The organism is Muriicola marianensis, assembly GCF_014638095.1.
GTDB lineage: Bacteria > Bacteroidota > Bacteroidia > Flavobacteriales > Flavobacteriaceae > Muriicola > Muriicola marianensis.
Window position 1 is genome coordinate 627,553 of sequence record NZ_BMFH01000001.1, and the last position, 18,068, is coordinate 645,620.

At 48.2% G+C, this 18,068-nt stretch carries 14 protein-coding genes and 1 tRNA gene; 10 read left to right on the forward strand and 5 right to left on the reverse strand.

Annotated features, from left to right (window positions below; genetic code table 11):
* Nucleotides 1-33: 33 nt before the first annotated feature.
* On the forward strand, nt 34-1,287 hold the full coding sequence (locus IEV19_RS02890; RefSeq protein WP_188369199.1) for a mechanosensitive ion channel family protein: 1,254 nt from the start codon (nt 34-36) through the stop codon (nt 1,285-1,287).
* A 251-nt stretch (nt 1,288-1,538) separates the two neighbouring features.
* On the opposite strand, the gene IEV19_RS02895 is transcribed toward IEV19_RS02890, so the two are convergent.
* Nucleotides 1,539-1,612: transfer RNA gene (locus IEV19_RS02895), tRNA-Arg, on the reverse strand.
* Between the two features lie 339 nt (nt 1,613-1,951).
* On the opposite strand from IEV19_RS02895, the gene IEV19_RS02900 reads away from it, so the two are divergent.
* The 6 genes from IEV19_RS02900 to IEV19_RS02925 all read left to right on the forward strand — a co-directional run bounded on the left by IEV19_RS02900 (nt 1,952) and on the right by IEV19_RS02925 (nt 6,735).
* Nucleotides 1,952-2,593 carry a TetR/AcrR family transcriptional regulator gene (locus IEV19_RS02900; protein WP_188369200.1) on the forward strand — a complete coding sequence of 214 codons (642 nt, stop codon included), beginning with the start codon at nt 1,952-1,954 and terminating at the stop codon, nt 2,591-2,593.
* Between the two features lie 122 nt (nt 2,594-2,715).
* Complete coding sequence (locus IEV19_RS02905; protein WP_188369201.1) at nt 2,716-3,117, forward strand: response regulator; 402 nt, start codon at nt 2,716-2,718, stop codon at nt 3,115-3,117.
* Between the two features lie 76 nt (nt 3,118-3,193).
* The gene (locus IEV19_RS02910) at nt 3,194-3,736 is read left to right on the forward strand and encodes a heme NO-binding domain-containing protein (protein WP_188369202.1); all 543 of its coding nucleotides are present in this window, start codon (nt 3,194-3,196) and stop codon (nt 3,734-3,736) included.
* Entirely contained in the window at nt 3,729-5,705 is a 1,977-nt protein-coding gene (locus tag IEV19_RS02915; RefSeq protein ID WP_188369203.1) for a PAS domain-containing sensor histidine kinase, read from the forward strand. The genes IEV19_RS02910 and IEV19_RS02915 overlap by 8 nt, the downstream gene beginning before the upstream one ends.
* 2 nt (nt 5,706-5,707) lie before the next feature.
* The gene (locus IEV19_RS02920) at nt 5,708-6,025 is read left to right on the forward strand and encodes an Hpt domain-containing protein (protein WP_188369204.1); all 318 of its coding nucleotides are present in this window, start codon (nt 5,708-5,710) and stop codon (nt 6,023-6,025) included.
* Between the two features lie 2 nt (nt 6,026-6,027).
* On the forward strand, nt 6,028-6,735 hold the full coding sequence (locus IEV19_RS02925) for a LytR/AlgR family response regulator transcription factor (RefSeq protein WP_188369205.1): 708 nt from the start codon (nt 6,028-6,030) through the stop codon (nt 6,733-6,735).
* Between the two features lie 2 nt (nt 6,736-6,737).
* Here IEV19_RS02925 and IEV19_RS02930 read toward each other — a convergent pair whose 3' ends face one another.
* Nucleotides 6,738-8,804, reverse strand: coding sequence for a tetratricopeptide repeat protein (locus tag IEV19_RS02930; RefSeq protein WP_188369206.1), 2,067 nt, complete (start codon nt 8,802-8,804; stop codon nt 6,738-6,740).
* Nucleotides 8,805-9,223: 419 nt separating this feature from the next.
* Between IEV19_RS02930 and IEV19_RS02935 the strand changes: the two genes are divergently transcribed.
* From IEV19_RS02935 to IEV19_RS02945, 3 genes are all read left to right on the forward strand, one after another.
* A complete protein-coding gene (locus IEV19_RS02935; protein ID WP_188369207.1) occupies nt 9,224-9,496 on the forward strand; it encodes a hypothetical protein in 273 nt (90 codons plus the stop codon).
* Nucleotides 9,483-10,715 (forward strand): MATE family efflux transporter, encoded by a 1,233-nt coding sequence (locus tag IEV19_RS02940; RefSeq protein WP_188369208.1) that lies wholly within the window; start codon nt 9,483-9,485, stop codon nt 10,713-10,715. The genes IEV19_RS02935 and IEV19_RS02940 overlap by 14 nt, the downstream gene beginning before the upstream one ends.
* Before the next feature lie 229 nt (nt 10,716-10,944).
* The gene (locus tag IEV19_RS02945; RefSeq protein WP_188369209.1) at nt 10,945-12,180 is read left to right on the forward strand and encodes a glycosyltransferase; all 1,236 of its coding nucleotides are present in this window, start codon (nt 10,945-10,947) and stop codon (nt 12,178-12,180) included.
* Nucleotides 12,181-12,234: 54 nt separating this feature from the next.
* Here IEV19_RS02945 and IEV19_RS02950 read toward each other — a convergent pair whose 3' ends face one another.
* Genes IEV19_RS02950 through IEV19_RS02960 form a run of 3 tightly spaced genes read right to left on the reverse strand, consistent with a single transcriptional unit; the run spans nt 12,235 to nt 18,064 of the window.
* Complete coding sequence (locus tag IEV19_RS02950) at nt 12,235-13,767, reverse strand: cellulase family glycosylhydrolase (RefSeq protein ID WP_188369210.1); 1,533 nt, start codon at nt 13,765-13,767, stop codon at nt 12,235-12,237.
* Nucleotides 13,751-14,977 carry an Ig-like domain-containing protein gene (locus IEV19_RS02955; RefSeq protein WP_188369211.1) on the reverse strand — a complete coding sequence of 409 codons (1,227 nt, stop codon included), beginning with the start codon at nt 14,975-14,977 and terminating at the stop codon, nt 13,751-13,753. The genes IEV19_RS02950 and IEV19_RS02955 overlap by 17 nt, the downstream gene beginning before the upstream one ends.
* Nucleotides 14,978-18,064: a hypothetical protein gene (locus IEV19_RS02960; RefSeq protein WP_188369212.1), complete on the reverse strand. Its 3,087-nt coding sequence runs from the start codon at nt 18,062-18,064 to the stop codon at nt 14,978-14,980.
* Between the last annotated feature and the right edge of the window lie 4 nt (nt 18,065-18,068).

Consider the following 18,068-nt stretch of genomic DNA (forward strand, 5'->3'; position numbering starts at 1 on the left):
TTTGTCGAGCTAAACGACCTAATGCAGAGATCGATGGAAGTAGCCAACGGCTTGTCACACATCGTATACAACGCCTTATTAGAAGCTGGACTCAGCGAGACCCTGGCATCTTACCTCAACCTGCTCATCCTCCTGTTGAGTTCGGTCCTCTTTGTGTGGCTGCTCGACTTTTTGATCTGGAAAGGCCTGCGGTGGATCACCATAGTAGTCGCCAAAAGATCCAGGACAAATTTTGACAATTTCCTGGTGCTCAACCGGGTGCCCAGGTACATCGCCCATATTATCCCCCTGGTAGTACTGTTCGAACTGATGCCGATCGCCTTTGTCGACTTTGAACTAGGAGCCCTGATCGCCAAAAAAGTGCTCAAGATCCTGATCGTTATCCTGACCATCTTTACAGCCAGGGCCTTTTTAAGAACCATTCGGGATTACCTGAAGACCAAGGCCCAGTACAAGGACAAGCCCATTGACAGCTTTATTCAGGTGTTTATGATCCTGGCCTGGATCGTGGGACTCTTCGCGATCTTCGCTATCATCACCCAACTGGAGATCTGGAAGTTTTTTACAGCCCTCGGAGCCGGATCGGCCATTATCATGCTGATCTTCAAGGATTCCATCCTGGGCCTGGTGGCCAGCATACAGGTAAGCATCAATGACATGGTGCGCATAGGCGACTGGATCACCTTTGAAAAATACGGGGCAGACGGAAATATCATCGAGATCACCCTGGCCACGGTGAAGGTGCAGAACTTTGACCGCACCATCACCACCATCCCCACCTACGCCCTCATTTCGGATTCATTTAAGAACTGGAGGGGGATGCAGGACTCCGGGGGCAGGCGGATCAAAAGGGCAGTGATCATCAGCCAGAAAAGCGTGCGATTCCTGTCAAGTGAGGAAATTGATGAACTCAAAAAGATACAGCTCATCAGCAGGTACCTATCAACACGAAGCAATGAGATCGATGCCCATAACGCCCAGCATGAAATAGATAAATCACTCCCCATCAATGGCCGGAATATGACCAACCTGGGGGTCTTCAGGAAGTACGTCCTGACCTACCTGGAAAACCAGCCCGTGATCAACAAACAGATGTCCCTGATGGTACGCCAGCTGGATCCTACTCCTCAGGGCATCCCCCTGGAGATCTACGCCTTTGTGAAGGACAAGCGGTGGGAGAATTACGAGTACATTGTCTCCGACATCTTTGACCACCTCATATCCGCCCTGCCATACTTCAAGCTGGAGGTGTATGAACTGCCTGTGGCGGTGAACAGGCAGAAGTAGAGAGATTTAGGGGGTTAACGGAGTTGATGAATACAGGATTAACTTTGTTGATGATTACAGGATTAACTTTGTTGATCCTGACAGCGCTCCGCGCTGAAATTCAAAAAAGCCGTTGGAGTAAACTAGGATTACTGTGTTGATAAATACAGGATTAACTGCGTTGATCCTGACAGCGCTCCGCGCTGAAAATCAAAAAAGCCGCAAAATAAAAAAGCAAGCTATTCATTTTGCTTGCTTTTTTGATTTATTCGTGATCGCGCCAGGATTCGAACCTGGGACCGTCTGCTTAGAAGGCAGATGCTCTATCCAGCTGAGCTACGCGACCATAATTTAATTTTTTCTAGTTCAATGCCCTTGGGACCGTCCCGCCAAGGGCGGGATACTCTATCCAGCTGAGCTACGCGACCTTGCCTTGCGAAGCTGCCTGTCCGTCCGAAACGATGTGGAGGCAGAAGCTACGCGACCTGTTTATTTCGCCCGGCAAATATACTAATGTCCCCCGGAGTAAAAAAGGCAATCTGTTCAATATTTGAGGCCTGTGTTCCGGAATCAGCTCAAAATAAACTTCAACGGACTTTTTAAATTTAGTATACGGCATACTAATACGCTATAAATAACGATATATAGTATATGAACTTAACTCAGTGCATACAGGAGAGACCCTATGAAAATAAATAAAACCAAGAAAAAAATCATCCTCGCTGCGGTAGAACTCTTCAATGAGTCCGGGATACACAGCGTAAGAAACCAGGATATTGCCGAAAAAAGCGGGATCAGCCTGAGTAACTTCAACTACCACTACCCTACTAAAAAAGACCTGGTCTTGGCCATATTCGACTATATGACCCATGTACTGGTGGAAGACGTATACGGCAACCGGAAGTTTATCATGGAAGGGGAAGGCCTGTTGATCACCAAGAGCTTTTTTGTTTTCCAGCAGCAATTCAGCTTCTTTTTCCTGGACACTCCCAATATCATCAAGGCCTTTCCGGAGATAAGCAAACTGATCAGAGAACAGGTAGAAGAGGCCTTTAAGATGATCAAAGGCGTGAATTACCTGGCCATTGGAATGGGATATATGAAGCCGGAACCGCCCGAATTTCCAGGACTCTATGATGAATTGGCGGCCCACCAGTGGAGGAATACCCACTTCTGGATATCCTATGCAAGGATCAAGGGAATGGAGGATGACCTTATCCTGAAAGGGATGGAATCCCAGTTTAGTTTGATCTACCCATATCTAACTGAAAAAGGCATTGAGGCCAACAAGAGATTTCTCAAAAAGCTGGAACAAGGTGAGGTCTGAAGCTTATTTCATTGGTCTAAGGCAAACTTCCATTCGTCTACACTTATTTTCCATTCGTCTTCAGTTTGCAAAGCGGAATTATGTAAAACCGGATCTTAGGCAATTACTTAACCCTTACCGCGATGAATATACTCTTCATTGAAGACGATGCTATTGAGTCGTTGAAACTCAACAGGACCATTTCGAAATGGCCCGTCAAACACAAGATCATACAGGCCAAGAACGGGGAAGAAGCTCTGGACTTCCTGAACGGACCCGAAAAGCTTCCCGATATCATTTTGCTGGACCTGAATATGCCCAGAATGAATGGGATCGAATTTTTGCGAATCCTGAAGGACGATGCGGAACTCAGATATTTGCCCACTGTGGTGCTCACCACATCACAGAACCGGGCAGACCTCCTTGAATGTTATCGTATCGGGATAGCCGGTTATATCATAAAACCGCTGAAATACGAGGATTACGAAGACAAGATCCAAAAACTGATCGCCTACTGGGAGATAAACGAACTGATCAAAGCCTAATGAAAATCGATGTTTCACAACATATTTTTTTCATCAGGTCTTAATTTTCCTACATTGTGAAGCATTAGATTAAGTTATGAAAGGCATTGTTTTTACCGAATTCCTGGAGATGGTCGAAGAGACCTTTGGCCTGGAAGTTACCGAACAGATCATTGAAGAATCCTCCCTTCCCTCGGAGGGAATTTACACCTCGGTGGGGACCTACGACTTTAACGAAATGGTCTCCCTGCTTACCAACCTTAGCAAGACAGTGGATATCCCGGCGAATAAATTACTTCATACCTTCGGACTTTATCTGTTCGACAGCCTGGGCAGGGCACATCCAGATATCATCCAAAGCTATAAATCACCGCTTGCCTTACTCATGTCTATTGAGGACCACATCCATGTGCATGTAAAGAAGCTCTATCCCGATGCCGAACTGCCCACCTTCACCATCGTTGAAAAGACAGACAATTCCCTGTCCATGATCTATAACTCTTCCAGGGGGTTATACTGCCTGGCTCAGGGACTGATGGAAAAATGCTTTATTCATTTTAACGGTTCAGCCCGTATCTCCTACGAACTGCTGAAAGAAGACGGGACCCAGGTAAAATTTGATATCCTCCAGCATGGATAACAAGGAAGTCGCCTTGCTGAAAAAGGCGCTGGAACGTCAGAAAAAAGCGCGGCGGCAAGCAGAAAGTATCCTGGAAGAGAAATCCCGGGAACTCTACGAGACTTCACGCCAACTGCAGGAGACCAACGACAGACTGGAAAACCTGCTCAGTGAAAAAACTTCAGAACTCGAAGGTGTATTTGTCAATATCGTAGACCCTTATGTGGTCATGGACCTGGATACCAATGTGATCAGGATGAATTCGGCAGCCGTAGAATTCCTGGGATACGATCACACCAAAGAGCCCCTGAACCTAAGCACACTGGTGCACCCTGATTTCAAGGAATACACCCTGAATTCCTTAAATCAGCTTTTCAGTGCAGGTTCCTTAAAAAATTACCGGGCCAGGATCTTCATCAAGGACGGGTCGACCCGATTTGTACAGATCAACAGCAGTATGATCTATGACAAGGACCGCAACCCCATCGCCGCCCAGGGGATCATTCGCGACATCACTGGAGAAATGGAGGCTGAAGAACAGATCCGGGCCTCCCAGAACCGCCTGTCTACATTGATCTCCAACCTGCAAACCGGGGTACTGCTCGAGAGCGAGGACCGAAAGATATCCCTGACCAACCAAATGTTCTGTGACCTTTTTCAGATCCCGGTACCCCCGGATCAATTGAAAGGGGCCGACTGCTCCAACGCTGCTGAGGAGAGTAAACACCATTTTACGGATCCCGAAGGCTTTGTCAAAAGGATTGATGAGATCCTGAAATCAAAAAAACTAGTGCTTTCCGATGAACTTGAAATGAAGGACGGGAGGATCCTGGAAAGAGACTACATCCCCATTTTCAGTGACGGGAAATACAAGGGTCACCTCTGGACCTACCAGGATGTGACCCTCCGGAAGAACTACAAGAAGAACATCGAAGCTCAGAAAGAGAAGTACTGGAGTATCATCGCCAATATGAACCTCGGGCTTGTAGAGGTTGACAACGAAGACACCATCCAACTGGTCAATCAGAGTTTCTGCTCCATGAGCGGCTACTCCGAAAAAGAATTGCTGGGCTCCAAGGCTGCTGATCTGCTCAAGGTCCACGAAAAAAACCTGATCCAGAAAAAAGGGAAAGAACGCCTTAAAGGCAAGTCGGATTCATACGAAATAAAGGTCCTGTCTAAATCCGGGGAGGAAAAACACTGGCTGGTGAGCGGGGCACCGCGATACGATGAAACCGGAAAAGTGGTAGGTTCCATCGGTATCCACCTCGACATTACCTCCCAGAAAAACCTGGAGATCCAAAAGGAAGAACTGCTCTCAGAACTGGAAGCCAGTAACAAGGGCTTGCAGGAATACGCCCATATCGTTTCCCATGACCTGAAATCTCCCCTGAGGAGTATCAGCACCCTGGCCACCTGGCTTCACGATGATTACAAGGACAAACTGGACGAGGCGGGGATCTACAACCTGCAGATGATGCAGGAAAAGGTGGAAGGCATGGACAAACTGATCGATGGCATTTTGAAATATTCCAGTATCAAGAGCGAGACCCTGGAGAAATCTCCTGTAGACCTGAATACCGTCGTGAATGAGATCAGGGAGATCATTTACATTCCCGAACACGTCAATGTGATCATTATGGATCCCCTCCCCACTCTTGAAGCGGATGCCACTAAGATGCATCAGCTCTTTCAGAACCTCATCGGCAATGCCGTTACCAATATCGACAAGGAAGAAGGGATCGTGGCCATAGGAGTCAGGGAAGAAAAGGATCACTGGGAATTTTATGTCAGGGATAATGGCGTGGGCATCCCTGAAGAATACCATGAGAAGATCTTTAAGATATTTCAATCCATCGGGAACGAAGAACGCTCAACGGGGATCGGATTGTCTATAGTTAAGAAGATCATCGACCTCTACCAGGGCGAAATCTGGCTGGAAAGCGAGGTAGGTCAAGGGACCACCTTCTTCTTTACGCTAAAAAAATAAATATGGAACAACCCAATCTCTCCTATATCAAACAACTGGCCGGAGGTGATACCGCTTTCGAAGATAAATTTATCACTATCTTGAAGGATGAATTCCCGGGGGAGAAAAAGGAGTATGAAAAGGCCTTGCAAGAGAAACGCCTGCATGATACGGCCCTCATAGTTCATAAATTGAAACACAAACTGAATATTCTGGGGCTGGAGCAGGGTTATGGTATAGCTGTTGACTATGAAGAGAGGTTGCGCCGAGGAAATTCTGACCTGTCCGGAGCCTTCCGGGAGATCCTTGAAACCATTGAAAAGTACTTAAAGACCATTTGACCATGACATGCATTATCATTGACGATGAAGCAGCTGCCAGGGCTATTGTCTCCCAGCTCTGTGCCAAAACCCCGGAACTCGATGTCATCGAAGAGTTTTCCAACGCCATCGACGCCATCAAATTCCTCAACCAACAAAATATCGATCTCGTCTTCCTCGATATCCATATGCCGGGCTTTACGGGGATCGACTTTGTACAGACCCTCAAGAATCCCCCAATGGTGGTCCTGACCACTTCCGATACGAATTTTGCCATAGAGGCCTATGAATACGAAGCTATTGTGGATTACCTGGTCAAACCCATCACCCCGGAACGGTTCGCTAAGTCCATCCAAAAAGTAAAGAATTCCCTTACCGCCCAACCGGTGCAGGGTGCTGATACCGCCTCTTCAGGGGTTGGAAATGAACTTTATATCAACATCGACCGCCGCCTGATCAAACTGAAATTTGAGGATATCCTTTTTATTGAAGCCAAGGGCGACTATATCGATGTGAAGACAACGAAGGAAGACTATCGGGTTCACAACACGCTGAAAAAGATCAAGGAGAAACTACCTGCTGAACTCTTTTTACAGATCCATCGGTCTTACATCATCAACTTCACCAAGATCATCGACATTGAGGACAACAGCGTCCTTATTGAGAAGAATGTGATCCCCATCAGCCGATCCAACAGGCCGGAGCTCATGCGAAGATTGAACCTCCTCTGACCCTAAAGACGGGCGAGCATTTTCTTGTAATACAGGGGGACTTCGCTGAGGTTCCACCTGAACGCGATCCCTATCTCTGTAAATTCAAAACCAGCAGCAGTAGCCGAGGCTATATTGCTGTACTTTCCGTACAACTCAGCACCTAACCTCTTGGAAAACCGGTGCTTTACTCCGGCTTCCAGCCTGAAGACCGCGGATTGAGGGTCATCCTCTACCTGCTGCAGCCCAACAGCCCCGTTGAATCTGAAATTTGTCGATTCCGATACAGACCCATTGACTTCCCCGAACACCTCTACAGCCTGGTATTTCTCAGGACTGAAGTAGAGTTCGGGCAGCTGCTCCGCAAATGATATATACTGAAAGTTGATCCCAGTTTTTACAGCCGGGAGCTTCATGAGATTGTAATAGAGGGAGGTAAAAAGCAGGTTACGGCTGTTCCCATCGGTTTGCGCGGTATGCATGATCTGCGTATACCATCCCAGGCCCATCGTGGTACTGAGGTTGTAATTCAGTCCCAGGTGGTTCATCACGATCTCCCGCTCAATGAGATCGGCATTGAAATTCTGCACCTCCCTGCGATATCCGAGCTCCGCATTTTGCAGTCGAAAGGGCTTGAACTGTAAGCGGAGGTCGACCACCGGCTGGGTGTATTCCCCAAGATCAGATCGGGACGTGTTAAAACCGGCATTAGCTTTTATCCGTGTATTGGGCATGAGTGTATAGGTGAGTCCGCCCATAACCACATGAGAAAGGGCCCGGTTTCCGGAAAGTGTGTTCTCGGTCTCCCGGTAGAGGTACGAAAGTTCGGTCGCGAACCTGGTTGAAAATGGGATCTGCAATTGCAGCTGATTCCCGAAAGCAATGTTATTGCCATTGTCAAAAGTGTAGAAGGGCTTGTCTTCAACAGCGGGAATATACTTTTCATTGATCTTTTCGATCAAAGCCTGCGCATCGGCCTGGCCAGGGAAATAGGTCAGGGTCCTGAAAGCAGCCCGGTAAGCCGGAACAGGGCGGTCTGAGGCGAAAAGTGCATTGGCATTGCCCAGATTGCCATCAAATGAGGTGCTGTCATTGAGTAATATATCATTGTACTCGTTTATAGCAACATCAAACTTTCCGGTGTACATTCCCAGGGTGGCTCGAAGGGCCTTAACCCAGCTTTCTTCTGGCATAAGCTGTTCCAGGCTGTCGATCTGTTTTTCTGCCCGGGTATACCTGCCATTCCATATCAATGCCTGCACGTAACGCTCGCGGGAGCGCTGACTGAGTTCCACATCTGTTATACTCCGGGATTTCTCCAATCCTTCAGCGGCAGTTCGGAGGGCCTGTTTTTCGTCCCGATCCAAATGGGCCACCAGGGATAGTCCGCTAAGAGCCCTAACGGAATCCTGAAGAGTAGTTGCCATTTCGATAAATGTCCGCCTGGCCTTATCCGTTTCCTTCTTCATCAGGTAGAGGTTGGCCAGACTGATCAACGTTTCACGGTCTGAAGGGAAATCTATGAAATTCTCCTTGAACAATGCTTCAGCGCTATCATACTCCTTGTCCTTTATCTTTTTGTCTGCATACCCTAGTTTGATATACTTCCTGGAGATCCTGGCACTGGCATTGGAGCTGTCCAGAGCGATGGCCTTATCGATCCACTTAAGGGCCTGGGGATATTCCCCGAGATTGCTGAGTGTATTGGCATATCCGAGGACAGAGGCGAAAGATTCGGGGTATTCCCTGACGAGGGATTCGTAAAGTGGTCTGGCCTTTTCGTATTGGCCATCCCATAAAAAAGCCTCGTTAAAATTAAGGTCGACCTCCAGATCACCAGGGTACTGTTCTTTCAGGGTTTCAAAAAGAGAGATCGCCTTTGCGGGATTTCCGTTGAGTCCGACAGCCCTTCCGTAACAGATCAGGGCCGTTTTGTTCTCAGGTGCTTCCAGGAGATATTCGTCAAAAAATTCCTCTGCACCGGCAAAATCCCCGGAATCCAGAAGGTGGAAGCCCTCATTCATATTCCCCTGCCCGAACAGGGTAAAGGCAGAGATAAGAAGAACTGAAATTGTCAGGTAAAGTCGCATAGGTTAAGTTTTAAAAGTTGGCGCAATCGCTGTTTTGGGTCTTACGCCACAATGGGTTCTTTAAAATGGATGTTCACGATAAAAAATTTTGAAGGGTACCTAAAATGGTCATTGCGTCTAAGATCAATGTCAGGAGGAGCCTCAAGACAAATTGAAATTGCCGCCCCTTGTACAAATACCCCAGAACTACAGATGACATAACGTTCCTTTTTTAGTGAATTAAATTGATATGGTAAAGTTACGGCGACTCCTTCCGCACCGGAAGTGCGAGAATGCCCATTCGTCTATAGTAATCCGCCGTCCGTCTTAGAGGACTAAAAAAAGACGTCAGTTCAGTGGATCTTTGGCATCAAATGTTCAAGAAGTACTTAACCTAAATTCCTATAGTTATGGCTTTAATGATCACAGAAAAGAATAACATGATCAAAGTTTGGGGGCATCTCAATGCCCAGAACATGAACAGTCTCAGCAAGCATCTGGAACAATCAAAAAGAAGGAGTGAGTACCTGGTACTTTCCCTGGATCATGTTGAAAGCATAGACCCGGCAAGTACCAAAGTTCTGGAGAACGCTTATTGTGATACGGCCGCGAATAACCAGGTCCTGACCATCATTGGGAGGCATAATACAGCTGTAAGCTGGGTAATGCGGAGTACTAATACATCTTATATCCTCAGCAATGACCGCGTTTAGACTCATCCTGAAAAAAGTAAGCCCTGAACAACTCTTTATGGGAAGCGTCCTCCTTGTCAACGGAGGCAATTACCTGTACAACCTGTTGTTGGGAAGGATCCTCGGCCCTGAAGCCTATGCGGATGCGGCCCTGCTGGTGACCCTGCTTCTGGTTTTCTCCTTCCTGGGGATGACGTTTCAACTGGCTACCACTAAGTTTGCCGTACTTTTCTCAGGAAATGACTGGGAATCATTCCTCAACAGAACCTATAAACAGGCCATTGCGGTAGGGATTTTTGTCGCGGCGGTCTTTGTTTATTTTGCCAAGGACCTGCAGGAACTCTTCCATACATCTTCTCCCTATATGTTTGTGGCCCTGGGATTTGGCATCCCTCTTTATTTTGTGATGAGTGTGAACCGGGGGACCTACCAAGGAAGACAAGATTTCAACCTGCTCTCGATTACCTACCAGACCGAGATGTGGAGCAGGCTGCTCATTACCCTGGCCTTCGTGATCTTCAGTCCATGGGATCCAGGAATTTCTGTAGCCCTGGGTATCGCATTTTCATTTCTATTTGGTTTGATCCCCTCAAATTTCAAAGGGATCTCTATTGGCAGGCCCTCTCTTTTGGCAAAACCGCTCGCCCTAAATGTTAACCGTTTTATGGTACTGACTCTCGGTTACGAGATCACCCAGATCATCATCAATAACAGCGATGTACTGATGGTCAAACACTATTTCGAAGCTGGTGAGGCCGGTCTATATGCCTCCCTGGCCCTGATAGGAAGGGTCGTCTATTTTGTGGCCTGGATGTTTGTAATGCTCCTTTTGCCTGCCGTAGTCCAGAAAGAGAAAAACAATGAAGCCACAACTCCTATCCTGTTCAGGTATGTGGGCTATGTGGGATTACTTTCTGTTTCGATCATCACCACCTGCTATTTCTTTCCCGAACTGATCATTCAGCTGATGTTCGGAGAGGCCTATGTGTCTATGGCAGACCTCCTATGGCAATACGCCCTGGCCACTGCCCTTTTTGCTATCGGTAATATCTTTACCTACTATTTTTTGTCCCTGGACCGGTATGTTCCCGTGATCATTTCCGGATTGCTGGGACTTTCCCAAATCGCAGGCATCAGCCTGCTCCACCGTTCCCTTGAACAAGTCGTTCACGTTCAGATCGGGATCATGCTATTGCTGTTGGGTTCGCAATTGCTGTTCTTCATTCTGAAGAAGGGATAATAGGGGAAAATTCCCCTTTATGAGAAAGGATCAGTCATAAGGATTGCGGACTGGTCCTTTTTCTTTTTTTAGTAACTGAGTGAAAGTAATATCCAGGAGTTATAAAAACCGTTTACCGACATTGATTTTCCATTCGTCTACAGCAGCCCTGCATTCAACAGATATCGCCCATTTCAATGTTACTTATAAAGGATATTTGTCCTGTAAAAACAAGTAAAATACTTAACCTATGAAACTAGCAATTGTAACCGCCTATCCCCCGAGTAAGGTCACCCTTACCGAGTACGGCTATCACCTGGTAAAGCATTTTCGCCTGCAGGAAGAAGTCGACGAGATCGTACTGATCACAGATCGTACGGCAGAGGAAAAGGACTTATCCTTTGAAGAGGAAGGGTGTAAGATCACTGTCCGGGAAGCTTGGGATTTCAACAACTACTTCAGTCTTTTCGGAATTCTGAAGACGGTGAGGCAGACCAAACCCGATGCCGTCCTGTTCAACCTCCAGTTCCTGAAATTCGGGGATAAAAAAGTACCTGCGGCACTAGGTTTACTGGCTCCCTTCTTTTGCAAGATCCAGGGGATCCCGACCATTTCCCTCATCCATAACATCCTGGAGCAAGTCGACCTGGAAAATGCAGGGATCACCCAGAACAAAATCCTTCAAAAGGTCTATAACTTTATCGGTGGAATGTTGACCCGGTTTGTATTGGCCTCTGATGTTGTCGCTGTGACCATCAGTAAATACGTGACGATTCTGGAGAAGAAATACAAGGCCAGAAATATTGCCCTGATCCCACATGGGTCATTCGAAACTCCACCAGAGCCGGATTACAGCCTTCCCGCAGGGCCTAAACAAGTGATGGCTTTTGGCAAGTTCGGAACCTACAAACGCGTAGAAGTCCTGATAGAAGCTGTGGAAATGATCAGGAAACGAAGTACGGAAGACATTGAGATCGTGATCGCCGGTACAGATAGTCCCAATACACCCGCATATTTGCAGGAAATGGCTGAGCGATATGCACATGTACCTCAACTGAGATTTACCGGTTATGTTGCCGAGGAAGATGTCCCCACCATCTTTGGGGAGAGTGCCGTTGCCGTATTCCCCTATACCTCCACTACCGGTAGCTCGGGAGTACTTCACCAGGCCGGGAGCTATGGCAAGGCTGTTGCCCTGCCCGACCTGGGCGACCTGGGGATCCTCGTACGGGAGGAAGGGTATGCCGGAGAGTTCTTCGAACCGAATAACACAGCCTCCCTTGCCAATGCCATTCAAAAGATCCTGGAAGATGATGCTTACAGGGTAGCCCTTGGAAAGACAAATTACAAGGCTGCCTGTTCCCTGCCCATGTCTGAGATCACAAAGATGTACACGGATTATTTTAAAGCGATCCGATTTAAGAACCTGCCTGAAAAATTATCTCTGGACTCCACTATAAAACAAGAGGAGCTGAAACCGTACTAAACGCAAAGGTTAGGTTAAGTAGAAGTGGGTGTCATTCTAGTAATGGCGCCCATTTCATTTTTGGGAAGAAGATACCAGCGCACCAAAGGCAGGTTTTTCCCTTCCGTTATTGTCTATGAGACCAAAATGACGTTGAGGTGCTTTCCGCCAGGGCAGGCGACCCACCACCTCCGCCGGGACCTGATCAAAATCATAAAGCGTCCAGGAAAGGAAGGGAAGATTCTCCCCCTGAAGAGATATGACCATTTTTTGATAATAGTCTACCTGAGATTCTTCTGAACCTGTAAAGAAATTCCAGATACCACTGTAGGACGAGAAACCGATCTCGCTGATCACGACCTGTTTGTCTCCTATTTTCTCCTGCAGTTTTTCATGATATGAGACAAACATGTCCGGATCTTCGTAAAAATGGTATGAGACAAAATCCAGGCGTTCATGGAGATTATCAGCTGCCGCCGGGGAAGACCACCCGATCGTCAAAGGATGTACTTTATCCCACTTCTTGACTTGCCTTACCATTTCTTCCAGCCAGGCCATGACCTCTGCCCTGCCCCTGGATTTGAAGTCGAGATCAGGCTCATTCTTGATGTCCCACCCCAGCAAGGCAGGGTGCTCCTTCAGGGCCCCTACAAGGGTCTCAGCATGCCTGTGTGTACGAGTCCAGTCCGCCAGGTCGTAATTCCCGTAGAAATCGAAAAGGGTCACCAGAACCTTTAATCCGGCTTCATCAGCCAGGTCCATCAACCTGACCAGCTTTTGAAGTTTTTCCGGCTTTACAGTAGCTGCCCCGAAATCCTCATAGGGAATGAATACTCGGAGGGTGTTGAGTCCCATGGCACTGACCTTTTCAAAATCCCCTGCAAGCGTTTTTGGATCGAAATCATCCCCAAAAGTATCCCAGGGCGACCGGGCAGGATAGTAATTCAGCCCTTTAATTTGCCCTATACTGGCAGGGCCAGTAATTCTCTCTGGAACAGCACCGTTGCTCGGATTTGGTATCTCCTCCATATGCCTTACCCTCCAGAAACCGTCTTCCAGTAGCATCATGACTCGGTAAGAAGAAATGAGTGGTCCTGATGCGAGTTTTTGTTCTCCTTTCCGAATCTCCTGGAACCATTCCATCCCGGTATCTGTAAATACGACTAGCTTTCCATCGAGGCTGTAAAATTCGAGTGACAGGTGATGATTCAGGGTGGAAAGTGAAATCCGCGTATCCTGGTCCTTATTCAATTTAATGATTTCCGTGAGTTTACGGTAAAGACTGTCCGTGTAATAATCCTTCAGCCCATACGGGTCGAGCTGATCAAATGCAATACTGCGTACATACCACGAGCGGATATAGTCCCTTTCTATGTCCTGCAGGGTCTGGGATTCCATGGGCCTCCCGGGATTTTCGAGGTTTCTCCATTCAGTATCAGGAAGATAGGTATCTTCCGTTTCTGAGGCGATATGGAGGATGGAGGTCTTGTCTGCCCCGGAATTCATATACACCCAGACCGCGCCTATCCCAAAAAGGAGGGCTGCATTGACCCCCAGGAAGGAGATCAGCAACAGGGCCCGGTATATGTTCTTATTCCGTGTCTTCATCTGTCAGTTCAATAAGCATTTCATGTGACTGTCCTCCGATCTCTACCCTGGTAAGGTATCGTCCTGCAGACAAGCTAAGATTACCCAGGTCAAAACCTGCATACCCATCAGACAATTCAGCATCTCGATTCATTACATTGACTCCCTTCTCATTGAACAGTGTCAGGGTAACCCTGAGTCCATCCGGTTGGAACTGGTCGAGAAAACCATCGACCGGTCCTACGACCACAGTGCGGGAATCAGCCTTCCATTCCAGGTCGAAGTCCCGGATCACCGGGAGGAATTCTACCTCTAACTCCTGGCTTCCGGCCACTCCTGCTAGATGGGCCGTCACGGTCCACGTATCCCCCCGGTCAGGATGCAACATGCGGGCCTCAGCCACTCCGTTCAGGGTTGTGCCCTGCGTTCTGAGTACCTTGCCATCTGCATCGATAACTGAAAACGAAACCATAGTACCGTCACTGACGATATTCCCATAGGTATCCTTCAGGGTTGAAGTCGAGAAAGTGATCACCTGGTTCCCGTCTGCGTACGGATGGAATCTTGCGTATTCAATCTCAAAGTCTTCCGGCAAGGCCGGGTGAATATCATAGGTGAGTTCTTTGGATGTACTCCCTGCAGCACTGACCGAAAGGAATGCCCTTGAGGCCTTCTCCTCTGCGTAGATGCGATCCCATGCCAGCATTCCCCCGGATTGGATCTCTTTGCTGTCATATTGCTCCGATATCTGCTTTTGAAGCTCCAGAACAGTACCATCCGGCATGGGGTTTCCAAACTTGTCTGAAGGCACGGTTACGAGCATGGTATGGTCAACTGGACCTGCGATTACATTCCGGGGCCCGAGATAGGTCTCTATACGCTCGTCTATAGCCAAAGGTTGAATTTCTATGACACCTGAGCGGAGCACGGAATCTGCCAGCACCAGCGACCAGTGGCAGGGACCTGATTTTTTTGAATACGGTCCCGGCAGGGTGAAGCGGAGGCGTTCACCTTCATCCCGGCCTTCCAGAACACTTTGACCCAGAGAATTCCTCAGAAAGAGTATAGGTCTACCCTTTCCCATGCCTTTGAAATCCAGGGAGATCTGTTCCCCTGCGTTCGCCCGATCAGGAACCTCCATAATCTGGAGGGAATAAGTAGATACGGGCACTGCCGGATCTGAACAGGCCAGCGCGAGAATACAGAGTACTGTGAAGGCGAGTTTTCTCATCTATTTGGGATTACCTATAAAGTGATCCGTTTCTATCTTAATAAACCCATTAACGCCGTTTTTCACGGGTTGCAAGAGTGGCCTTTTGCTGTCCTCTCTTCCTGCCGATAGCCTTTTTCGGGCGATCTCATCATTGGGGAGTCCATTGACAAAGCAATTGGACATATCGGGCGATATCACTTCCAGATCTTCCAGGTTCGGCAGCGGATGTTCAAACGCCTGTACCCGTTGCACCCTGATCCCGTCTTGCACAAAGGACTGGTCTACCCAAAGAAGTTCTCTGTTGTCGTCATAATACGATATGAGCACCAGGGGAATGGTTACCTCCTGCACCCCACTGTTAAAGAGGGTCCCGCGGATTTCCTTTTCCGAAAATTCTACTCTCTGAACAGCCACGTCCTTGTAAAGTTCAGAGGTTGCGATATTGGCAGCAGACTGGAGGTTGAACCTGACGGGGTCTTCCTCAAGGACCACGGGGTCGAACTCGTCCGGGTTAAAGGTAGCCGGCATGGTATCCTCCTTTGTTCGCCAGGAAATCTTTTCAAAATCGATCCTGAAGGAAGTAACCTCCATAGGCATCAGTTTATGCTTCATGTGGTATTTCGCATTATAGGAAGCCAATACTTTGCTCCTTTCATTGTACAAGGTGGCAGAAAGCGTAACGTCTGCCGGAACACGATCGATGTTCTGCACTTCCCCAACGATGGCAAACCGGTCTCCAAACCTTACCAGGCGGGCTGTGAGAATTTCCAGAACCGGCTGTTCGAGCACGTCTTCATGATGGGTTTGCTGGGTGGTGATCTTCCTCCTGCCGTGATTGTAATACCTGGTGACATTCGAGGAAAAGAGCTGATCTGAAGGTATGTCCCTTTGAGGCGGGTCCGGAAGGAGGTACCACAGTCCGTCCTGCTTCACAACCTGTTTCCTGTCTGTTCTCCTGATAGTCTCCAGGGGGGTGATCCAGACGGTCTCTACCTCCAGGGATGTTGTATTTCCGGATCTTGAGAGTTCCTTCACGCCCAGGGAATCTAACTTGGCATAGGAACTCAGGATCCCGTCCGTAACTGCTACCTCCAGCATATACTGTTCCAGGGAGATGGCCTCGGAGGGGGCCAGGTAAGAATGTGCCCTCTCGAATTCCTTGAAATCAAGGGCATCATAATAGGCTTTGACCACATTCTCAGGTGATCGTTGGGTATTGTTCTCCAGGTAAAATTGATATCCGGCATAGGCGAACAACAGGGATAACAGGAGTGCCCATACAGCATTCAGCCTGATGAGCCCAGGCGAAAATCCCCTGAGCGTATTGCCCGATTTCATGTAGGCGGCTTCCGTTTGGGTTGTGAACTTCAGGACCCTCACCCAGATCAATCGGATATTCAGTAAAAACGCGATCAATACTGTCAACACCGGCAGCGTACCCCACATGAGTTTGAGGTAAACCGACACGTCTTCTTTGGGGATTATTGTGGGCAAGGGAGGCACGTTCAGGCGTTCCCAGACCATGATACCGTTTTCGAGTTGTTGCAAACGCTGCCAGCCGCAGAAATAGAGGACGGGATCATAAAACTTGTCATTGGAGAAGATGTACTTCAGGTTGTATTTCTCAGGGACCACCAGGAATTGCTGCAGTGACCCGATGCCTTCGACTCCCCGGAATTTGGAATTTTCCAGTCTTTCAATAGCCTTGGTGGTCAGTTCGGGCAATCTCCTTGCCGAGTGGTAATTTCCATCAACGGTCGCTGCACGGGTCTGGGCAGACAACCAGGCCATCTGATCGCCGAAACCCAGGGTGAGATACCGCCACTGGTCGTGCATGTCCTGATTGAGGAAATTCACGATTGGCAGTATATTGATCTTCTGCGGTTGGGAAGGCCTGAAATATCCGAGACTCATGGAAAAAATGACCATAAAGAGGATGCCTCCTGCCAGGAGACCTCCGGTAATGCGGTGAAGGACCGATCCAAAGCGCTGTTCGAGGCTTTCTTTGAGATCCCCTTCCACGAGGCGGTACATAAATTCTCCAAAGAGCGGCAATGCCATGATCGTCGCCCAGAGCGTAAACCTGTCCAGGGTCAGGATATTGAAGGCCGTTTCCCCCAGGAGCATCCTTGGAATGGGAGTGGTGCCCCCGGTACCCAACAAGGTGAGCAAACTGAAGGACAAGCCGAAGAAAAGGTATCTTTTGCTGAAGAATCGATAAAAAAGGTATGGAAGCAGGAATAGGAGTATCCCCCAGGGAATAAGGAAGAACACGAGGCCCGAGGAGGTCACTTCCAGAAAATTGTCCCTGGATCCATGAGGGATGGGGATCTGGGTGATGGGATTCTCCCTGGAATTGATCCAGTAGGGAAGGATACAGAAAATGATCAGAAATAGGGATCCTGCTCCAAAAGCCACGATCCTCCAAAACAGTTTTTGAAAGGACCGGAAGAATACTTTAAACGTTATCTGCTTACTTTCTGAAACCGTGGTCCGGGCATCATCCATGACGGCCATCCCGATAAGGGGAAAGATAAAGAACACCATCCCGAAGATGGGTGTTACATGGTGCGAAGTCACGGTAACGGCAATCAGGGAGAAGGCCAACCCCAGTTTTATCAGTTTCCCGGTTCTCAGCCATTCGTAAATTTCGGGTAGGGAATGGAGTAAAACAGAGAGGCCAACGATACTAGGAAGCTGTCCAAACAGGTGGAGCGTCTCAATAAAAGTAGATGAAACCACCGCCAGCAGGGCCGCATATCCGGCGATCCTCCGGTTCCCGGTCATAATCAGCCCAAATCGGTACACCCCGGTTATAAAAAGAACTATGGCCGTCAGTGCAACGACGTACAACCCAAATTTGAGTCCGCCCAGCAGAGACAAAAGCGCCATCATCTGGTGTACCAGAGGGGGATATCCCATCACAGTAAATCCTGTGTACCACCTGTAATCCCAGGGTTCCCACCATTGGGTAGCGTAATGATCTGCAAAGAACAGATGGATAAGGGCATCGTAAGTAGACTCCAGGGTAAAGAACAGAGCAGAACCATGGAATGCCAGCCCCAGGAACAGTGCGAGCAACAGCAGTAAATTAGATCTTTTCATGTCT